Source organism: Kribbella albertanoniae (assembly GCF_004348455.1).
Classification (GTDB): Bacteria; Actinomycetota; Actinomycetes; order Propionibacteriales; family Kribbellaceae; genus Kribbella; species Kribbella albertanoniae.
This window is the reverse complement of the sequence record NZ_SMKA01000207.1, coordinates 1-17,460: the sequence shown is the minus strand read 5'-3', so window position 1 is coordinate 17,460 and position 17,460 is coordinate 1. Positions and strand designations below refer to the sequence as shown.

The 17,460-nt window shown below is 67.0% G+C and carries 19 protein-coding genes; 13 read left to right on the top strand and 6 right to left on the bottom strand.

Going from position 1 to position 17,460, the window contains the following annotated elements:
* Together E1261_RS32455 and E1261_RS32450 are read right to left on the bottom strand one after the other, a co-directional pair.
* Positions 1 to 1,016: acyl-CoA dehydrogenase family protein (locus E1261_RS32455; RefSeq protein WP_132413356.1), on the bottom strand; the 1,016-nt coding region annotated here is incomplete at its 3' end.
* Positions 1,017 to 1,018: 2 nt separating this feature from the next.
* A complete protein-coding gene (locus E1261_RS32450) occupies positions 1,019 to 2,122 on the bottom strand; it encodes an acyl-CoA dehydrogenase family protein (protein ID WP_132413354.1) in 1,104 nt (367 codons plus the stop codon).
* A 287-nt stretch (positions 2,123 to 2,409) separates the two neighbouring features.
* On the opposite strand from E1261_RS32450, the gene E1261_RS32445 reads away from it, so the two are divergent.
* Genes E1261_RS32445 through E1261_RS32400 form a run of 10 tightly spaced genes read left to right on the top strand, consistent with a single transcriptional unit; the run spans position 2,410 to position 11,872 of the window.
* The gene (locus E1261_RS32445; protein ID WP_132413352.1) at positions 2,410 to 3,555 is read left to right on the top strand and encodes a LeuA family protein; all 1,146 of its coding nucleotides are present in this window, start codon (positions 2,410 to 2,412) and stop codon (positions 3,553 to 3,555) included.
* Positions 3,556 to 3,587: 32 nt separating this feature from the next.
* The gene (locus E1261_RS32440) at positions 3,588 to 3,773 is read left to right on the top strand and encodes a lysine biosynthesis protein LysW (RefSeq protein ID WP_132413350.1); all 186 of its coding nucleotides are present in this window, start codon (positions 3,588 to 3,590) and stop codon (positions 3,771 to 3,773) included.
* 1 nt (position 3,774) lies between these two features.
* Positions 3,775 to 4,629, top strand: coding sequence for an ATP-grasp domain-containing protein (locus E1261_RS32435; RefSeq protein WP_132413348.1), 855 nt, complete (start codon positions 3,775 to 3,777; stop codon positions 4,627 to 4,629).
* Positions 4,626 to 5,681, top strand: coding sequence for an N-acetyl-gamma-glutamyl-phosphate reductase (argC, locus tag E1261_RS32430; RefSeq protein WP_132413346.1), 1,056 nt, complete (start codon positions 4,626 to 4,628; stop codon positions 5,679 to 5,681). The genes E1261_RS32435 and argC overlap by 4 nt, the downstream gene beginning before the upstream one ends.
* A complete protein-coding gene (locus E1261_RS32425; RefSeq protein ID WP_132413345.1) occupies positions 5,678 to 6,475 on the top strand; it encodes an amino acid kinase family protein in 798 nt (265 codons plus the stop codon). The genes argC and E1261_RS32425 overlap by 4 nt, the downstream gene beginning before the upstream one ends.
* 2 nt (positions 6,476 to 6,477) lie before the next feature.
* Entirely contained in the window at positions 6,478 to 7,041 is a 564-nt protein-coding gene (locus E1261_RS32420; protein ID WP_132413343.1) for a glutamine amidotransferase-related protein, read from the top strand.
* A 35-nt stretch (positions 7,042 to 7,076) separates the two neighbouring features.
* Positions 7,077 to 8,186, top strand: coding sequence for a Glu/Leu/Phe/Val dehydrogenase dimerization domain-containing protein (locus E1261_RS32415; protein WP_132413341.1), 1,110 nt, complete (start codon positions 7,077 to 7,079; stop codon positions 8,184 to 8,186).
* Positions 8,183 to 9,721, top strand: a complete 1,539-nt coding sequence (locus E1261_RS32410; RefSeq protein ID WP_132413339.1) for an AMP-binding protein — start codon at positions 8,183 to 8,185, stop codon at positions 9,719 to 9,721. The genes E1261_RS32415 and E1261_RS32410 overlap by 4 nt, the downstream gene beginning before the upstream one ends.
* Positions 9,718 to 10,965 (top strand): pyridoxal phosphate-dependent aminotransferase, encoded by a 1,248-nt coding sequence (locus tag E1261_RS32405; RefSeq protein WP_202875217.1) that lies wholly within the window; start codon positions 9,718 to 9,720, stop codon positions 10,963 to 10,965. The genes E1261_RS32410 and E1261_RS32405 overlap by 4 nt, the downstream gene beginning before the upstream one ends.
* On the top strand, positions 10,940 to 11,872 hold the full coding sequence (locus E1261_RS32400; RefSeq protein WP_132413337.1) for a fumarylacetoacetate (FAA) hydrolase: 933 nt from the start codon (positions 10,940 to 10,942) through the stop codon (positions 11,870 to 11,872). Before E1261_RS32405 ends, E1261_RS32400 begins: the two co-directional genes overlap by 26 nt.
* Here E1261_RS32400 and E1261_RS32395 read toward each other — a convergent pair.
* Entirely contained in the window at positions 11,815 to 12,228 is a 414-nt protein-coding gene (locus tag E1261_RS32395; RefSeq protein WP_132413335.1) for a MerR family transcriptional regulator, read from the bottom strand. The genes E1261_RS32400 and E1261_RS32395 overlap by 58 nt on opposite strands.
* Before the next feature lie 67 nt (positions 12,229 to 12,295).
* On the opposite strand from E1261_RS32395, the gene E1261_RS32390 reads away from it, so the two are divergent.
* Positions 12,296 to 13,498 (top strand): MFS transporter, encoded by a 1,203-nt coding sequence (locus tag E1261_RS32390; protein WP_132413333.1) that lies wholly within the window; start codon positions 12,296 to 12,298, stop codon positions 13,496 to 13,498.
* Positions 13,499 to 13,555: 57 nt separating this feature from the next.
* Here E1261_RS32390 and E1261_RS32385 read toward each other — a convergent pair whose 3' ends face one another.
* From E1261_RS32385 to E1261_RS32375, 3 genes are all read right to left on the bottom strand, one after another.
* Positions 13,556 to 14,230 carry a response regulator transcription factor gene (locus E1261_RS32385; RefSeq protein WP_202875215.1) on the bottom strand — a complete coding sequence of 225 codons (675 nt, stop codon included), beginning with the start codon at positions 14,228 to 14,230 and terminating at the stop codon, positions 13,556 to 13,558.
* A gap of 172 nt (positions 14,231 to 14,402) precedes the next feature.
* Positions 14,403 to 15,170, bottom strand: coding sequence for an SDR family NAD(P)-dependent oxidoreductase (locus tag E1261_RS32380; RefSeq protein WP_202875213.1), 768 nt, complete (start codon positions 15,168 to 15,170; stop codon positions 14,403 to 14,405).
* The gene (locus E1261_RS32375; RefSeq protein ID WP_132413331.1) at positions 15,163 to 15,780 is read right to left on the bottom strand and encodes a ScbR family autoregulator-binding transcription factor; all 618 of its coding nucleotides are present in this window, start codon (positions 15,778 to 15,780) and stop codon (positions 15,163 to 15,165) included. Before E1261_RS32375 ends, E1261_RS32380 begins: the two co-directional genes overlap by 8 nt.
* A 135-nt stretch (positions 15,781 to 15,915) precedes the next feature.
* Between E1261_RS32375 and E1261_RS32370 the strand changes: the two genes are divergently transcribed.
* Both E1261_RS32370 and E1261_RS46580 read left to right on the top strand, forming a co-directional pair.
* Complete coding sequence (locus tag E1261_RS32370; RefSeq protein ID WP_202875211.1) at positions 15,916 to 16,830, top strand: ScbA/BarX family gamma-butyrolactone biosynthesis protein; 915 nt, start codon at positions 15,916 to 15,918, stop codon at positions 16,828 to 16,830.
* A gap of 339 nt (positions 16,831 to 17,169) precedes the next feature.
* On the top strand, positions 17,170 to 17,460 hold a 291-nt coding region (locus E1261_RS46580), incomplete at its 3' end, for a hypothetical protein (protein ID WP_238176563.1).

Below are 17,460 nucleotides of genomic sequence, written 5' to 3'. Positions count from 1 at the left end.
ACGTTCATCTGGGCGTCTCGGTAGTGGCGTTCTACCTCGTGGCCTTGGGTTACGCCGGTGGCGCCGTGGATCTGGACGGCACGTTGGGTGACCTCGACGGCTAGTTCGGTGGCGTAGACCTTGAGCATGCCGATGAGGTCTTTGGCGGAGTGGCCGGCGACGCGTTGGGTGGCGGCTCGGACGGCCAGGACGCGGGCGGCGTCGAGTTGGGCTCGGGAGTCGGCCAGTTGGGCTTGGACGCCTTCCATGTGGGCCAGGGGGCGGCCGAACGAGATGCGCTGTTTCGCGTGCCGGACCGAGGCGGCCAGTGCGGATTCGGCGGTGGCGATGGCGGCGATGGAGACGAGGAGCCAGCCCCAGGTCATGCCTTCGGCGAGTTCGGTGAACGGGACGGGGATGACGTTGGCCTCGTCGACGTGGGCATCGGTGTAGACGATGCCGCCCCAGGGCATTCCGCGGAGGCCCATGTGCGGGATGTCGTAGCGGCGGACGCCGGGCTGGTCGAGTTCGACGAAGGCCAGGCACCATTCGGGACCGTCGTCGACCACCTCACGGCGGGCGAGGGTGACGGCCAGGTCGGCGCGTGGGGCGTTGGTGATCCTGGACTTCTCGCCGCTGATGGTGAACCCGTCGCCAGTACGGCGTACCAGCGTTTGATAGGTGGATGCGTCACTGCCAGCCGCTGTCTCGACGATCGCGAACGCGGCCAAGCGCTCACCAGTGACGAGCGAGCGGACCAGATCGTGGTGCTTCTCGTTGCCGTAGGTACGCAGCAGATTGCCGCAGAGCAAGGCGGAGACGGTGGCCGACCAATACGTGCCGGAGCAAGCGCGGGCCAGGGCTTCCATGGCAGCGAACTGTGCCGCCGCATCACCGCCGGTCCCACCAAACTCAGTGGGGTGGAAGACGCCGAAGTAGCCGCTGGCAACGAGTTCCTGCCAGTTCTCGGTGGGGATCGTGCCGGTGGCGTCGACCTGAGCGGCCCGGCCGGCGATGCCGTCATAGGTAGTCGTCATGATCAGTCCTCAACAATCGACGCGGCGATCACGGGGCGCAGGACTTCGGCGCCGCCGCCGGACGAGACAAAGAAGCGGGCATCGCGGTACGCACGGTCGACCAAGTCATCACTCACCGGACCGGCAAGCTCGGCGGCCGCCTCAGTGACAGCCCGTACGGCGGTCGTCGCGAACAGGCGAGCCGACGCGGCGTCCTGGTAAGCGGTCGGCGTGGATTCGTCGAGGCCGCTAGCGACCTGGGTGAGCAGACCGGCGACGAGTTCGTTCTGGATGTTCAGGTCGGCGAGCGTGAAGCGGGCGGACTGAGAGTCCAGGAGCTGCGCACCGTGGAGCACCCGAGTGCGGGCTGCGGCGAGCGACCCGGTCGCCAAGGCACGGAGGACGCCGAGCCACGCGGCACTGACGAAGATCCAGTCGAGAGTCGCGAGGAGTGGCTCGACCTCAGTGGCAGCGGCGCCGACCGAACCCAGGACGGCGGCGGCAGGCACTTGGCAGTTGTCGAGGACGATTCGGCCCCACGGGCAAGTGAGGAGTGCGGCCGGCGTGGACTCCTCGACCTCCAGACCAGGAGTGTCCGCATCGATCAAGAACGCGGTCCGCGATCCGGTGCTGTGCTCGGCAATGACCAGGAAGTGATGAGCTTTGGGGCCGAGGGCAACCAAATCCAGCGTCCCGGAGAGCAGCCAGTCCGGACCGGCGGCCCGGGCCGTCACGGTCACGGGACCACCGGAGGTCTGCAGCAAAGACAGTCCGCCGATCCAATCACCCGCAGCAATCGGCGGCAGGTAGCGATCGCGCTGCACCTGGGTCCCGAAGGTCCGCAGCGGCACAGTCACCAGCACTGCATGGGTTGTCACAGCCAGCGCCAGCCCAGGATCCTGCGACCCCTCCCCCAACGCCGTCAGTAACGCACACGTCTGTACGGCGGTCAGCCCGCCACCGAAGGTGCCCGGAACCGTCAGGGCCTTGAACAGGGTCTCGTCCCATTCGCGGTGCCGATCGCGGCTGGCCGCGGTCGGCCGAGCGAGGTGGCCGGCCAACTGCCGGACCTGCTCGATCACCGACGAGGCACCGTCACTGCTGTCACCAGGGAATTTCGGAAGCACGCTGAATCCCTTCCCTTCACAAACGCAGGCAGGATGATTTCAAGAAACGTAGCCGTGAATCTCCAGCAGAGCGGGAATCGTCACAGAAAACCACCGCTCGGCAGATTTCGACACGCACGCTCGCGCAGCCTCACAAGGCTCCACAATCCTTGACACAGACCTGCTTGCCCCGCCTGTCCCGGCCGCCGCAAGGTTGTGAACAGCTCGCGAAGCCGCCCCGCTCTCTCGATGTCGGGGCTGCCCCGCGGCCGGAAATCCGCCACCCCAGCCAAGGGAGCACAAAAGCAATGGAACGAGCGGTAAGTAGGCAGCAAATCCGGCCCCGATTGTCCGACGCCACTTTGCGGGATTCGGCACATATGGCCGGTGTCGAATTCGGCCCGCAGGACGCGGCGGTGATCGCCGACCTGCTGGTGAAGACCGGGATCGAGCTCGTCGAGGTCGGCATGATCTCGGGCCCGAACAGCAAGGACGCGGACCTGATCGAGGCCACCCACGAGGCGATCGGGCCGGAGCGCAGTATGTCGCTCGTCGTGGTCCGTGATCGCCAGCAGGTGGCCACCGCCCTGGACGAGGCGCAGCGGCTCGGCGTCCACCACATCATGTACTCGATCCCGACCTCGGAGCAGCACGCGAAGCTCAAGCTCGGATCGCCCAGCCCGCGTTTCCTCGAGGCGCTGGCGAAGTCGGCCATCACCCAGGCCAAGGACCGTGGTTTCCACGTCACCTTCAGCGGCGAGGACGGCGCCCGCACGCCCAAGGAGCGCCTGGTTCCTTATGTCACAGCCGGTTTCGCGGTCGGCGCCGACCGGTTCCGGGTAGCCGAGACGGTCGCCTACCTGTCGCCGTGGCAGATGCAGGACCAGATCGCGAGCCTCACCGAGATCGACGGCGCCGAGATCGAGATCCACTCGCACAACATGCTGGGAATGGCCGTGGCGAACTCGCTCGCCGCGGTCCGGGCCGGCGCCCAGTGGATCTCCGCGACCGTCGGCGGCATCGGCGAGCGGGGCGGCAACGCACCCCTGGCCGAGCTGCTGATGGCGCTGCGCATCGTGCACGGCGACGACCGCTTCGATCTGTCCCACCTGACCGAGCTGTCCAAGGTCGCGCTGCGCGGCGCAGGCCTCGGTACGGCGTTCCAGTCCGGGCCGACGTCACCGAACGCCTTCGCCTACGAATTGCCGGGGCAGCTCACCAACCCGGAGGCCTACGAAACCCTTCCGGCGGAAATGGTCGGCAATTCCCGCGAATTGCTGGTTCGGACCCGCCTGACACCCGCACTCGTCAAATGGGCACTGAAGGATTCCGACCTCACGGTCGACGTCGATGAATTCACACCGTGGCTGATCACGCGGCAGGAAGAGACCGGCCGCCATTTGCTCGACCGCGACGGCATCCGCAAGGCCGCCGTCGATTTCCAGTCCGCCTGAAATCCTCCTACTCATCAATTGGAGTTCACCAGATGTCCACCGCCACCCTTTCCGGTGTCTGCCCCGAGTGTGAGACCGACCTGACCGTTCCCCCGCTCGTCCAGGGAGAGACCTTCTCCTGCCCCGAGTGCATGCTGACGCTGCGCGTCGAGGGCATCGACGACGGCCAGCTCCGGCTGTCGATGGTCGAGGTGCAGTTGCGCGACTGGGGGCAGTGAGATGCCGACGAAGTCCATCGCGATCGTCGCGGACCGGATCGCCTGGGAGGAGCGGCAGCTGATCCAGGCCGGGCCCGAGCTGGGCCTGTCCGTCGAGTGGATCAACGACGAGTCGCTCTGCCTGGGTGATCCGGATGCCTCGGCGCTGGCCGGCTTCGACGCCGTACTGCTGCGCAGCCGGAGCTACACCCGGGGTGGCCTGATCGCCACCCTGGCCGAGGAGTCCGGCACCCGGGTGATCAACTCGGCGCACGCCATCAACCTCTGCGAGAACAAGGCCGTCCTCCGGACCGCACTGCGCAAGGCCGGGATCCCGGTCCCGGACTTCCGGATGGTGTTCTCGCGGTCCGACTTCGCCAAGGCCCTCACGGAGTTCGAGCTGCCCGTCGTCCTCAAGCCCGTGTACGGCGGGATGGGCAAGCGGGTCACGTTGATCCGCGACTCGGATCTGGCCAACTCGGTCTACGACTACGTCGAGGACCTCGGCCACGCGTTCGAGCAGGCCTGCCTGGTCGAACCGTTCCTGGCCGGCGGCGCCTCCGTGCGCTGCCTGGTCGTCGGCAACGAGCTCGTCGGGGTCGCCGAGTTCAGCACCGGCGGCGAGGACTGGCGCAACAACGCCGCCCTCGGCAACACCAGTCACGCCGCAGCGGACGACCCGTACGTCGCCAAGATCGTGAGCGGCGTGCTCGACGTCCTCGGCCCCGGCATCTACGGCGTCGACCTGTTCCGTACGCCGAAGGGCTACGTCGTGAACGAGGTGAACCACGCACCGGGCTTCCGGGGCGTCGCCACCGCGACCGGGGTCAACGTGGCAGTGGCCATCGGCAACTACCTTGAGGAGGTGCTCGGATGATCCGGGCCGGAATCGTCGGTGCCTCCGGGCTGGCCGGCGGCGACCTGATCCGACTGATCGTCCAGCATCCCGAGCTGGAGCTCACGTTCCTCGGCGGCTCTTCCGCCATCGGCCGCCGTCCTGCCGAGTTGCATCCCGGGCTGCGGATGGACCTCGGACTGACGGTCCAGCCGGTGACCGAGGACATCGCCAACAAGGTCGACGTACTGTTCCTGGCCACCCCCGCACCGGTCTCAGCTCAACTCGCCGAGCTGCTGGCCGACAAGATCCCCGCGATCATCGACCTCAGCGGCGCCTTCCGGATCCGCACCACCGAACTCCACGATCGCTGGTACCCGAAGGTCAACCGAAGCACCGAACTCGCCGACCGCTTCGTGTACGGCGTCCCCGAGCTGATCGGCGACCAGCTCCCGCAGGCCGGCCTGATCTCGTTGCCCGGCTGCTATGCCACCTCCATCACGCTGGCCCTGGCTCCGCTCACCCTCGAGCTCGGCCTGGACCTCAAGACAGTTGTGATCGACGGCAAGAGCGGTTCCTCCGGTGGTGGTCTGTCGATGCGCAAGACAGACCTGCACCCGCTCCGCAACGGCGCGATCGCCCCGTACTCCCCCACCGGCCACCGCCATGCCGGTGAGGTCCGGGACTTCTTCGAACGCGCCAAGCCCGGCACCATCGGTTCGCTGTCGATGTCGGCGTACGGCGTCTCGCATGTCCGTGGGCTGATGACGAGCAGCTATGTCTTCACCGACGCCGAGGTCAACCAGAAGGACCTGCACCGGGCGTACACCCGCTTCTACAAGGGCAAGCAGTTCGTCCGCGTACGGCGGCACAACGAGACGCTGATCCCGGTCCCGGATCCGCAGGCCGTGCTCGGTTCCAACTACTGCGACGTGACGGTCCTGTACGACGAGGAGTCCCAGCGGATCGTGGCGCTCGCAGCGCTCGACAACCTGGTCAAGGGTGCCGCCGGACAAGCGATCCAGGCCGCCAACCTGCGGTTCGAACTGCCCGAGGAGTCGGGCCTGACCATGCAGCCGGTGATGCCCGCATGAACGAGATCCCGATCGTCATCAAGCTCGGTGGCAGCTGCCTCGACGACCTCGCCGGCGAGTGGTGGAACGACCTGGCCATGCACGCGGCGGAGCATCCCGTCGTACTGGTGCATGGCTGGTCGAAGCCGCTCAAGCAGCTCAGCTCGCGCTACAACGACCCGTCCGCGATTCTGCGGGACCGCTACGGCAACCAGAGCCGCTGGACCACCACCGAGGTGATCGAGGACATCAAGACGGTCAGCACGGTGATGGCCGACGACGTCGCCACCAGGTTGGAGTACCGCGGCATCACGCTCGAGCGGAAGCTCGGCAGCGACGGTCTCGTGTACGCCGGACCGGGCGAGCGCTGGTGGTGGCAGGGCAAGCAGTTGGTGGAACTCGAGAACCTGGTCGGCCCGATCACCAAGGTCGACCCGACGGTGCTCAAGAACCTCCGGCCCGGGCACGTCTACCTGGTGACCCCGCTGGCCAGGAACGAAGCCGGACAAGAGGTCAACACCGATGCCGACCGCGCGGCTGCGGCCATCGCGGGTGCCATCGGCGCCACCAACCTCGTCCTGGTCACCGACGTAGCGCACCTACTGATCGGCGACCAGCCGGTCTCCCGGATCGATGCCGACGCCGCCGCAGCCTTCCGCGACAAGGGCGCGACAGGCGGGATGCGCAAGAAGTTGCGTGCCGCCGGTGAGGCCTTGGAGCAAGGCGTGGCCGAGGTCGTCATCGGCAGCGCCCCCGTCTCCGACCTGCTGGCCGGCCGGACCGGAACCGTGATCACGAGAGCGAAGGAGCAGTGACCGTGGCGCAACCCCGCGTACTGGTCGTGAACAACAAAACCCTGTCGCTTCCCCAACTGCGCAAGCGGTTCGAGGACTTCGGCGCGGCGACCGACGTCGTCTCGAGTACCGAAGTGCCGGCGAAACTGAACGGCAGCCACCAGGCGATCGTGCTGAGCGGCACCAAGGTCCGGGCCTACGACACCGAGTACTACAAGCCGCTGATCGAGCTGGTCATGACGTCGGACGTCCCGGTCTTCGGGATCTGCGGCGGGATGCAGATCATCGCGGTCTCCCAAGGCGCGGAGCTGGCCGAGGGCGAGCAGCGGGTCGGCGGGCACGACGCCGAGGTGGACAAGAGCGAGGCGCTGTTCACCTTCGTGAAGCCGACCGTCACGGTCTTCCACCGGCACACCCTCTACCTGCAGGCGGCACCGGCCGGCTTCCGGTCGATCGGCCGCTCCGACCACGCGCCAGTCGAGTTCCTGCGCTCCGACGACGGCCGGATCTTCGGATCCCAGGCCCACCTGGAGTTCCGCGACGACGGCCGGGAGATCCTCCGCGGTTTCGCCCAAAGCTTTCTTTAAATCAGGCGCTTCCTCTAAACGCAAAGGACTCTGGCATGACTGAGCAGGACAAGCCCGCCCTCACCGTGCACCTGAACGGAGCCGGCGGTGACCTCAAGGGCTGGGTCGTCATCGACTCCCTGTACGACGGCCTCGGGATGGGCGGCACCCGGATGACGCCTGGGGTCACCGAGGCGGAGGTTGCGGGGCTGGCCCGCGACATGACCCACAAGTTCACCCTGGCCGGCCTGCCGATCGGCGGCGCGAAGGCCGGCATCGTCTCCGACGGCACCGACCGGGAGACGACGTTCAAGACCTTCGGCCGGACCGTGAAACCCTTGCTGCACGGGGGAATCCACCTCGGCATCGACATGGGCGTGACCCCGGCCGACCGGGCGATCTTCTTCGAGGAGGCGAAGTACGATCCGCGCTACCGCCTCGGCGCTCCGGACATGCCGATCGACTGGCGGACGTACTACGAGCCGCTGATCGACTGCACCGGTCACGGTGTCGGTGTCGCCGCCTTGACCGCCCTGGAGGCGAGTCAACGCGGCCAGGCGCGGGTCGTCGTACAGGGATTTGGGGCCGTCGGTCGGGCTGTCGCGAAGTTCCTGGAGCAGCGCGGACATGTGGTCGTCGGCGTTGCCGATATCGACGGCACGATCAGTGCGGACCGGCTGCCGGTCGACGCTCTGATCGCGATCACCGACGAGTTCGGCCGCATCGACCGGACCCGGCTGCCGGATGGCGTCACGCAGGATAGTGGATCGGACGCGTGGCTCGATGTCGATGCGGATCTGCTGATCCTCGCGGCCCAGAAGCGCGCACTGAACGCCGAGAACGTGCACCGGCTGCGAGCCGAACTCGTTGTCGAGGGCGCCAATATCGCCTCCACCTCCGAGGCCCAGGAGAAGGCGCGCGCGGCCGGCGCCGTACTGGTTCCGGGCGTGATCGCCAACATCGGTGGAGCCGCGTCGGCAGCTCTCGCCGTCACCCGGGTCGTCCCGTTCGACCTCGAGGCCGAGGCTCGCAAGGCCTGGGTCTTCGACTGGGTCGGCAACCGGGTGAAGCTCAACACCCAGGCCCTGCTGGAGATTGCCCAGGCCGGCGCGGGCGACCCGCTGCCCGAGCTTCTCGCCGTACGGCGTGCGGAGCGCGGCCGATGACTGCGGAGTACCGGCGTCGTGGCTGGTGGCGGGACGACACGTTCCTCGACGATCTGCGGAAGCAGGCCCGGGAGCGACCCCGCAAACTCGCCATCGCCGGACGCCGTCTCGACGAGGCCCACACCGACACGCTCGACTACTCGGAGCTGTCCACATTGACGGACAGATTTGCAGGAGCCCTTCTACAGCTAGGGGTTGAGCCCGGCGACACCGTCGCGGTCCAGCTGCCGAACCGGTGGGAGATCGTGCCGCTGATGTTCGCCACGATGGCGGCCGGCGCGGTCATCGTTCCGATCGCTCCTGAGTGTCAGGGTGACGAGCTGCATCATCGGCTGGCGCTCACCGAGGCCAAGATCTTCATCACCACAGCCGCGGTCGACGGCCTGCCGATTGAGCAGCTGTTCCTGGTCGACAGCCCTGAGTTCCACGATCACTTCGTCCGCACACACTGGGAAGACACAGTCGATCTGAAGGGTCGCCAGCTACGGCCGGACGATCCGTTCGTCGTGCTGTTCACCTCCGGTACGACGGGGTTCTCCAAGGGCGTTGTCCACAGTCAGAACACCGTGCATTCCGGCGTACGGGGTTATGTGGACGCGTTCATGCTCAGCGATGACCTGGTCGTCGCGAACACCACACCGCTGGTGCACTACTCGGGCTTCGGCCAGGGTGTGCTCGCCAGCGTCTTGCTCGGCGGGACGGTCGCCTTCCAGGACGGTCCCGACAAAGCCGGCCTGCTGGACCTCGTGGAGCGCTATCGCGCCACGCTTCTGTACGGTCCCCCTCCGACCCTCAGCGGTGTTGCCCGGGTCCAGCAGGCCGATCCCCACGACGTCTCGAGCCTTCAGCACACGGTCACCGGTGCGGCGCCGGTTCTCCAGGGACTCGTCGACGAGATGCGATCGACGTTCGGGTCGCGGACGTATTCGGTGTGGGGGATGTCGGAGTTCGGGCCGATCACGATCACCCGGCTCGACTACGACCAGGACTGGGCCGCGCACAGCCACGGCCGGCCGATCGACTCGATGGAGATTCGCGTCGACCTCTGCCACGACCCGTCGAAGCGTGCTCCCGTCGGCCGGCTGCGGGTCCGCGGCGCATCCCAGGCGCTCGGGTATTTCAAGCAGCAGGACGTGTTCGACGCCGAGGTGTCCGAGGACGGCTGGTTCGACACCGGCGACGTGGCACGTGAGGACGGGCGCGGCGGGATCCGGATCCTCGGCCGGGCCAAGGACACCATCGTGCGCGACGGCATCGTCGTACCGATGGCCGAGCTGGAAGCCGTCATCTCCCAGCACCCGAAGGTCACCGAGGCCGCTCTCGTCGGTACCACCGGCTCCACCGACGACCCGATCCTGGCGGTGGCCGTTGCTCAGGGCAACACTCGGCCGACTCTGCAGGAGATCCACACTCATCTGCGTTCCTCCGGGCAAGATCCCAGGTTCTATCCGGAGCGCCTCGAGGTAGTGGACGTCCTGCCGAAAACCCTTACTGGCAAGGTCCGCAAGGTCGAGCTCAGAAAGCTCTACGCATGAGGATGTCAGCCACGCTGGCCGCCGATGAGGAGTTCGAACGGCGGCGGCTGGCCGGGGAGCAGGTGTTGTTCCTGGCCACCGGTGAGATCGGGCTGCCGGTTCTGCCGGAGTTGCGCGAGCACCTGATCGCGGCGGCCGGCCGGAACGCGTATGGGCCAGTTGCCGGTTCGGCTGAGCTGCGGTTGGCTGCGGCGGGCTACTGGAGTCGGCGCGGCCTGCCGACCGATCCGGCCGACGTGGTCTGTGGACCGGGCACGAAGCCGTTGCTGTTCGCACTGATGCTCGCGGTCGGCGGCGATGTCGTCGTACCAGTGCCGACCTGGGTGAGCTACGCCGCGCAGGCTCAGCTCGCCGGACTGCGGTCGATTCCGGTACGGACGCGCCCCGGGGAAGGCGGCGTACCGGATCCGACCGAGCTCCGGGCTGCAGTGCTCACGGCTCGCAAAGCCGGCGGCAATCCGCGCGGTGTCGTCGTGACACTGCCGGACAATCCGACAGGGACGATCGCCAAGCCCGAGACAGTTCGCGAACTCGCCGACGTGGCGCGCGAACTGGACCTGGTGATCATCTCCGACGAGATCTACTGCGACCTCGCCTATGCGCCCGTCGTCTCCCCGGCGATCTATGCCCCGGAACGCACAGTCGTCACCACTGGCCTGACGAAGAACCTGGCGGTCGGTGGTTGGCGACTGGGTGTCGCGCGGCTACCAACCGCCGAACTCCGCACGAAGCTGATCGGAATCGCGAGCCAGGTCTGGTCGAGTACGGCGGCTCCCGTCCAGGCGGCGGCTGCGTACGCCTTGGCCGAACCGCCAGAGGTGATCCGGCGAGTGGCCGCATCACGCCGGTTGCACGAACGCGTCGTACGGGCTGTTGCTGATGTCTTCGCCGGGGTCGGCGCTGAACTCGATCCGGTCCAAGCCACCTGTTACCTCTACCCCGACTTCGAGCCGCATCGCGGACAGCTCGGCGTCACCGGCAGCGACGAACTCACTCAACTGCTCAGCACCCGGTACGGCGTCGCCATGCTGCCCGGCACGGCGTTCGGCGAACCCCAGCACTCACTGCGGATCCGGGCCGCGACCAGCCGCCTGTACGGCGAGACCGACGCCGAGCGTTCAGCCGCACTCTTAGCGCCGGATCCACTCACCCTGCCCTGGATCAAGGCGTCCATCGACCGCCTGACCGAAGTCCTGACCCAACTACTCAAGGAGAGCAATGTCCACCGTCATCTTCGAAGTTGAGTTCCGCGGCCGGCGCTACGCGGGGGTGGGCTTGCCGACCGATGCGCCGGTCACCCTGTTCCCGGTGGCCGAGGACCAGCTGCGGAACGCCGTACTGGCCGGTGGCGGCACCCAAGCGCTGCTGGACTCGCTGACCTCCGGGACCGACACGATCACGGTCGCGGCCGACGACCCGGAGATCCACTTCCTGCCGCCGCTGTTGCCGGCCTCGAACAACTCGCTCGTCACCGGCTTCATGGGCACGCACCGCTCCAAGTTCCCGGCGCCGCCCGCCCCGGACGAGGAGTTCAAGGCACCGAACTGGCTGATCAAGGGGTTCGGTTCCTGGCTGGAGACCAACGGCAAGCCGCTGACCGTCCCGTCGACCTCGATCGAGCTGCTTGAGGAGCCCGAGGTCGGGCTGGTCTTCGTGAACGACGAGTTCGGCAACCCGCATTACGCCGGCTACACGTTCGGCAACGACCTGAACGACATCGGGCTGCATCTGCAGAACCCGTGGGGATGGACGCCGTACGCGAAGCTCTGTGACACCTCGCTGACGCCCTGGCTGTTCCTCGGCGAACCGCCGACCACCGTCACCGGACAGATCATCATCGAGCGCGAGGGTGCCGTGGCCTGGAAGGGTGACTTCTCAGCCGGCGCCGACGCGATCTTCCAGCGCGTCCCGGACATGGTCGACAACCTCTTCGGGTACGCCGGGATGCGGCGACCGGGCCTCGTGAACTACCTGCTCCTCGGGTCGGACAAGGCCAGCTGGCACGCGGGTTTCCGGATCGCCGACGGCGACCGGATCATCTTCGACATCGCCAGCCACGGTGTCGTGCTGGCGAACGACGTCGTGTACGCCGGTCAGGCGGAGACGGCGGCCTCGGCCGAGTTCGGGGTCTGGGGGGCGCCCTCTGCCTGAGCCTCCCGGACCGCCACCAGGTACTCGGAGATGGCGTCGCGGTTGCGCTCGAGGAAGCGGATCCGCTCGGTCATCCGGTCCCGCTCGCCTTCGAGGAGCGCAACCGTCTCCTCGGTGGGTGCGGAGATCCGGATCGCCCGGGGCGTGTCCATACACGGCAGGACCTCCCGGATGACCCGGGTCGGCAGTCCGGCGTCCAGCAGGCCGCGGATCTGGATCACCTTGTCCACACAGGACTCGGCGTAGTCCCGGTAGCCGTTGGCGGACCGCTGGGAGCCGATCAGGCCCTGCTCCTCGTAGTAGCGCAACAGCCGCCGGGACGTCCCGGTCCGCTCCGCCAGAGTTCCGATCCGCATGTGGTGCACCTCACATGTCCAAAGACCTTGACCTGCACATCAATGAGAAGGTTTGAGTATATCTCCCATGGCTGCTTCCCAGACTGAGATCTCCCCACCGCCCGTCGGGGGCGGGAACAAACTCCCCTGGTCACCGCTGCTGGCGCTGAGCACTGCGGCGTTCGTCGGCATCCTGACCGAGGCCCTACCCGCCGGCGTGCTGCCCGAGATGGCTCGTGACCTGTCGGTCAGCGAGTCCGCAGCGGGCCAGTCGCTGACGATTTATGCTATCGCGACCGGCATCTCGGCGATCCCGTTGTCCGTGGCGACCGCCACCTGGAACCGCAAGCGGCTGCTGCTGCTCGCGGTCGCCATGATCGGTCTCGCGAACGTCGTCACCGCGCTCTCGTCCAGCTACGTCCTCACGATGGGCTTCCGCCTGCTGGCCGGTATCGCAGCGGCCGCGGTCTGGGCCGAGCTGGTCGGCTACGCGCGCCGGTTGGCACCGCCGCACCTGCAAGGGCGAGCCATCTCGATCACCATGGCCGGCGTCCCCCTCGCGCTGGCCCTGGGTATCCCGGTCGGCACGTTCCTCGGCAACCTCTTCGGCTGGCGACTCACCTTCGGCATCGTGGCTGCACTCTCGGTTCTGCTGCTGGCCTGGATGGGTCTGTCAGTGCCGTCCACACCGGGCCAGCCGGTCGGACAGCGTGAGCCGATCTTCAAGGCACTCAAGCTTCCGGGCGTGGTCGCCGTACTGTTCACGGTTGCGGCCTGGGTGCTTGCCCACAACATCCTTTACACCTACATCTCGACCTTCCTCGACGAGTACCACATGGGCGGACGGCGCGACGTCGTACTGCTGGTCTTCGGTATCGCCTCGGTCGTCAGCATCGTGGTCACCGGCGCCCTGGTCGACCGCAAGCTGCGCGGTCTGACCATCGGCTCCGCGGCGATGTTCGTCCTCGCGGCGGCGATGCTCGGAGTCGCACCAACCAGCGACCTCGTGGTGTACGCGGCCATGATCATCTGGGGCCTGAGCTGGGGTGGCGTCACGACGCTGCTGCAGACGGCCGTCACCGACGCCGGTGGCGATCGGGGGCAGGCTCTCCTGGTGACCACGTGGAACTCGTTCATGGCCGGCGGCGGCGCTGTCGGCGGCATCCTGCTCGCGGTCCTCGGCCCGGCATCGTTCCCCTGGGGCGTGCTGGTGCTGGTCATCCCCGTGCTGCTGGTTGCCGTCCTCGCCCGCAAGCACGGCTTCCCGAGCCGGCGACCAAACGCAGCCTGATCGCCGAAGAGTGCCGTGTCCGTCCTGGGGTCTTCCCGTGGCGGACACGGCACCTCTTTATCCCCTGCCGATCCGGTAGCCGACGCCGCGGACCGTGATGATCCAGGAACTCGATCCGAGCTTGGCCCGCAGACTCCGCACATGGGTGTCGATCGTGCGGCTCGAGTCGGCCCAGCTCGTCTCCCAGACACTGGCCATCAACTGTTTGCGCGACACCGGCTCGTCGGGATGCGAGGCCAGCTTGTGCAACAGCTCGAACTCCTTGCCGGTCAGGCGGACCGGCTCACCGCGCAACCGCGCTTCATGCGCTTGTACGTCGAGGCTCAGCGAGCCCACCGTCATCACCCGGCCCGGTTGACGGCACGGCAACGTCCGCCGCAGTACCGCCTCGATCCTGGCCAGCATCTCTCGCGGACCACAGCGTGCATCCACACAATCGTCCGCTCCGGCTTGCAGGGCGAGGATCCGGTCCGTCTCCGTCCCACCAGAGGAGACCGTGATGATCGGTTTGTCACCGGCACCGCGGATCGACCGGCACACCTCGAGCCCGTCGATATCGGGAAGATCCAAGTCCAGCAAGACGAAATCGGAACTCCGGTGTGCCCGCAACGCCTTGGCTCCGGTGTCCACACTGCTCACCGCATATCCCTGTCTGCGCAGGTCCCGCCGTCTGGTCTCGATCTCAGCCGAGATCCCTTCGACCACGAGAACGCGCACTGTGCCCTGTGCCACTGCTCACCTCACATGCCTGTCGCAACGAGACCTCACCGGCAGCGTCCCCCCAGGACACTAAAATGATAGTGATCTTTTTTTTATCGTCAACGAAACTTGGTCATATAGTGGCCAGGCGTCACCATCTGGCCACTCTGAGCGGACTGGGCCAGATCTTCTGGATGGCGCTGATCTAGATAGCGCTGGCGCCGCCGTCGACCGGGATCGCGCCACCGGTGACGAACGAGGCCTGATCGCTGAGCAGCCAGGCCGCGGCCCGGGCCACCTCGATCGGCTCGGCCATCCGCGGCTGGATCTGCCGGGCGACCGCTCCCTGCTCCAGCGGCGGGAAGACGCGAATCGCCTCCTCGATCAACTCGGTGCGCGTGGTGCCGACGATCAGCGCGTTGATCCGTACGCCGTACTGCCCGTACTCGGCCGCGGCAGCCCGAGTCAGCCCCAGTACGGCGTGCTTGGCGGCAACGTAGGCCGCCCCTGCACCAGTGGCGAACTCCCCAGCAGTGCTGGAGGTGTTGACCACCGAACCACCCGACTCCATCATCACCGGCAACTGATGCCTGAGGCAGTTCCAGGTGCCGCGGACGTTGACGTCCATGGTCCGTTCGAAGTCCGCGTCGGGGGTCTCGTGGATGAGCGTCCCGATCGTCCCCCACCCAGCGTTGTTGAAGGCACCATTCAGCCCGCCGAACGCGCTCACCGCGGTAGCGACGGCCCGCTCCACCGCATCGCTGTCGATGACATTGCCCGGAGTCACCTCGACCCGGCCACCCGCCGTACGGATCTCTGCGGCGATCTCTTCCAGCTTGTCCTTGCGACGAGCCATCAGTACGACGGCCGCCCCCTCGCTCGCGAACCACCGGGCGGCCGCGGCGCCGATGCCGCTGGAGGCACCGGTGATCATGATCGTCCTGCCACTCAACGTGCCTACTGCGTCACTCACGGCCGATCCCCTTGATTCCCTTGCATTCGTCGGACACCCCGAGGGCCGGGAGCAGGCAGCGCCAGATCTCCTCGACCCGATCAACCAGGTCCTCGTGCGCAGTCTCGACGTACGAATGCATCTGGGCACCGGTGCAGGCGTTGACGATCATCCGGGCGATCGCCTGGATGTCCACCTCGGGCTTCAGCTCGCCGTCGTCCACCGCCGACTGCAGATCGGCCGCCATCAGGCCGGTCCACTGCTGATGCGAGTTCTCCCCCGCCGGCATGAATCGGTCCTGCTCCCAGACCAGCCGCGCGCCGGCGCGCAGCATCGGGCTCTCCGCGAGCTGCCGCGCCCACGTCCGGGTCACGTCGATCGCCCGCTGCAGGCCGTGCGAACCCTCCGGCGGTACGACGAACTCCGGCTGGCCGGCCACGATCGCCCGGGCCAGCTCCTCCTTGGAACGGAAGTGGAAGTACACGCCACCCAGCGTCACTCCGGCGCGGTCGGCGATCTTCATGACACTGGCCCCGGAGAACCCGTTCTCCGCGAAAACCTCGGCCGCGGCCAGCATCACCGCCGCCCGGGTCCGCTCGGCGCGCGCCTGTTTCACCACCCGTGGAGCCATGAAGACACCCTCTCCCCTGCAATCTGACCCGAATCACTTCACGAAAAGAACAACTTTATTTAATTTATACGTGGACACTGGGCGGAACCACCGTCCGTGTCCCATACCTGTCGTCCCACAGGGGGGAAACCTGCCATGACCATGACTCCGACCGTCGCCGCTCCACCGGCCGAACCGCCCATCCAAACGCTTGTCCGCAAGGACAAATCGGAGGAAGCCCTCGTCACCGACTGGCGAGAACTACCCGATCTCGTCCAGGAAGTGACAGCAATCTGGCCACAGAGTCACGTCTTCTACACAGAGGGCGACCATTACACACCAATGCTCTTCACCGAAAGCCTTCGGCAAGCACTTGCTTTACTCAGTCACCGTGTTCATTCGATTCCACTCGGTCACCGACTGGGGTGGGAAGAGATCAGTTCGTGGATTGTTCCGACCGCGCTGGACATCCAAACCAGCCCGAAGAAGGTCACCCTCCTGGTGAGCCATCCCAGCATCACCCGCCGCCGGATGGGCTCGGTCTACCTGGTCTCCCGCATCGACGCAGTCAGCGACGGCCACCGCATCGGCGGTGCCGAGGTGCGCTACAGCGCGCACCCGCCGGCGATCTACGACCGCCTCCGAGGCCCCTACGCCTCCGCGAAGGAAGCCTTCGGCAAGGCAATCCGCCTCACCGCTCCCGTCGCTCCGGCACTGGTGGGTCGGAGCGACACCCGCAACGTCGTACTGACTCCCATCGACCAGCCCCTCAGCTGGCAACTCCGAGTGGACACCACCCACAGCGTCCTCTTCGACCACCCCCACGACCACGTCCCCGGCATGGTCCTCCTCGAAGCAGCCGCCCAAGCAGCCCAGGCCACCAGCCCGACCCCAGTGGCAACCACCCGCTTCGACACCAAGTTCCTCCGCTACGTCGAATTCGACCAACCCTGCTTCGTCACCGCCACCCCCACCGAGGACACCATCCAAGTAACCATCACCCAATCCGGCACCCCCGTCTTCACCACCACAGTCACCACCACCCCCTGGCCGACCACCCAACCGAACTGACCAGCCATTGGGGGCACACCCCGGCGCTTGCGCGGTGCCGGTACAGCCGGGGTTGCCTATCGAGTTGGAGGGTTGCCCCCTGAAAATCTCGATGGGCAACCCCCCAACTCGGGGGATATCCCCTCAGCTGACCGTCCGGGCTGTGCTGGTCGCGCGGAAAATGAGGGGATCTCCGCTCGGATTGCCGGTTCTCCCCTCGTTATTTGAGCCGAGAACCAGCACATCGAACGGATACCCCTTCTCCTGCCCGGTGTGTGGGTCATTCGCCGTCCCGCCCATCACAACGTCCGACGATCCGGAGACCAGGTGCGCGTGTCCTTCGGACGTTAGCCCCGAGCAGTGATTAACGTCCGACGATCCGGAGACCACGCCCTCGGATCCTTCGGACGTTGCGGGTACGGCGGCCTGCCGACCGGCGTGAAGCTGAGCCCGGCGTACTGCGGTCACCAACTGAGGACCTCGGACATCCGATCAGGTGTCCGCGGTCCCCAGCAGGTGCACGAGGTTCAGCCATCCGGCCGGCTACTGCGAGGCTGGGGAGTCCTACCCGTCGTTTTCGGGCAGTACGACTCCCCAGTCACGCCGAATGCGCCACCGAACACCCCCAGCACCTGGACCGATGGGTTGCCG

What these genes read in the sequence shown, in the direction of transcription:
- E1261_RS32445 (WP_132413352.1), top strand. Translation starts at nt 2,410, where the DNA reads ATGGAACGAGCGGTAAGTAGGCAGCAAATCCGGCCCCGATTGTCCGAC.
- E1261_RS32440 (WP_132413350.1), top strand. Translation starts at nt 3,588, where the DNA reads ATGTCCACCGCCACCCTTTCCGGTGTCTGCCCCGAGTGTGAGACCGAC.
- E1261_RS32435 (WP_132413348.1), top strand. Translation starts at nt 3,775, where the DNA reads ATGCCGACGAAGTCCATCGCGATCGTCGCGGACCGGATCGCCTGGGAG.
- argC (WP_132413346.1), top strand. Translation starts at nt 4,626, where the DNA reads ATGATCCGGGCCGGAATCGTCGGTGCCTCCGGGCTGGCCGGCGGCGAC.
- E1261_RS32425 (WP_132413345.1), top strand. Translation starts at nt 5,678, where the DNA reads ATGAACGAGATCCCGATCGTCATCAAGCTCGGTGGCAGCTGCCTCGAC.
- E1261_RS32415 (WP_132413341.1), top strand. Translation starts at nt 7,077, where the DNA reads ATGACTGAGCAGGACAAGCCCGCCCTCACCGTGCACCTGAACGGAGCC.
- E1261_RS32410 (WP_132413339.1), top strand. Translation starts at nt 8,183, where the DNA reads ATGACTGCGGAGTACCGGCGTCGTGGCTGGTGGCGGGACGACACGTTC.
- E1261_RS32405 (WP_202875217.1), top strand. Translation starts at nt 9,718, where the DNA reads ATGAGGATGTCAGCCACGCTGGCCGCCGATGAGGAGTTCGAACGGCGG.
- E1261_RS32400 (WP_132413337.1), top strand. Translation starts at nt 10,940, where the DNA reads ATGTCCACCGTCATCTTCGAAGTTGAGTTCCGCGGCCGGCGCTACGCG.
- E1261_RS32395 (WP_132413335.1), bottom strand. Translation starts at nt 12,228, where the DNA reads ATGCGGATCGGAACTCTGGCGGAGCGGACCGGGACGTCCCGGCGGCTG.
- E1261_RS32390 (WP_132413333.1), top strand. Translation starts at nt 12,296, where the DNA reads ATGGCTGCTTCCCAGACTGAGATCTCCCCACCGCCCGTCGGGGGCGGG.
- E1261_RS32375 (WP_132413331.1), bottom strand. Translation starts at nt 15,780, where the DNA reads ATGGCTCCACGGGTGGTGAAACAGGCGCGCGCCGAGCGGACCCGGGCG.
- E1261_RS32370 (WP_202875211.1), top strand. Translation starts at nt 15,916, where the DNA reads ATGACCATGACTCCGACCGTCGCCGCTCCACCGGCCGAACCGCCCATC.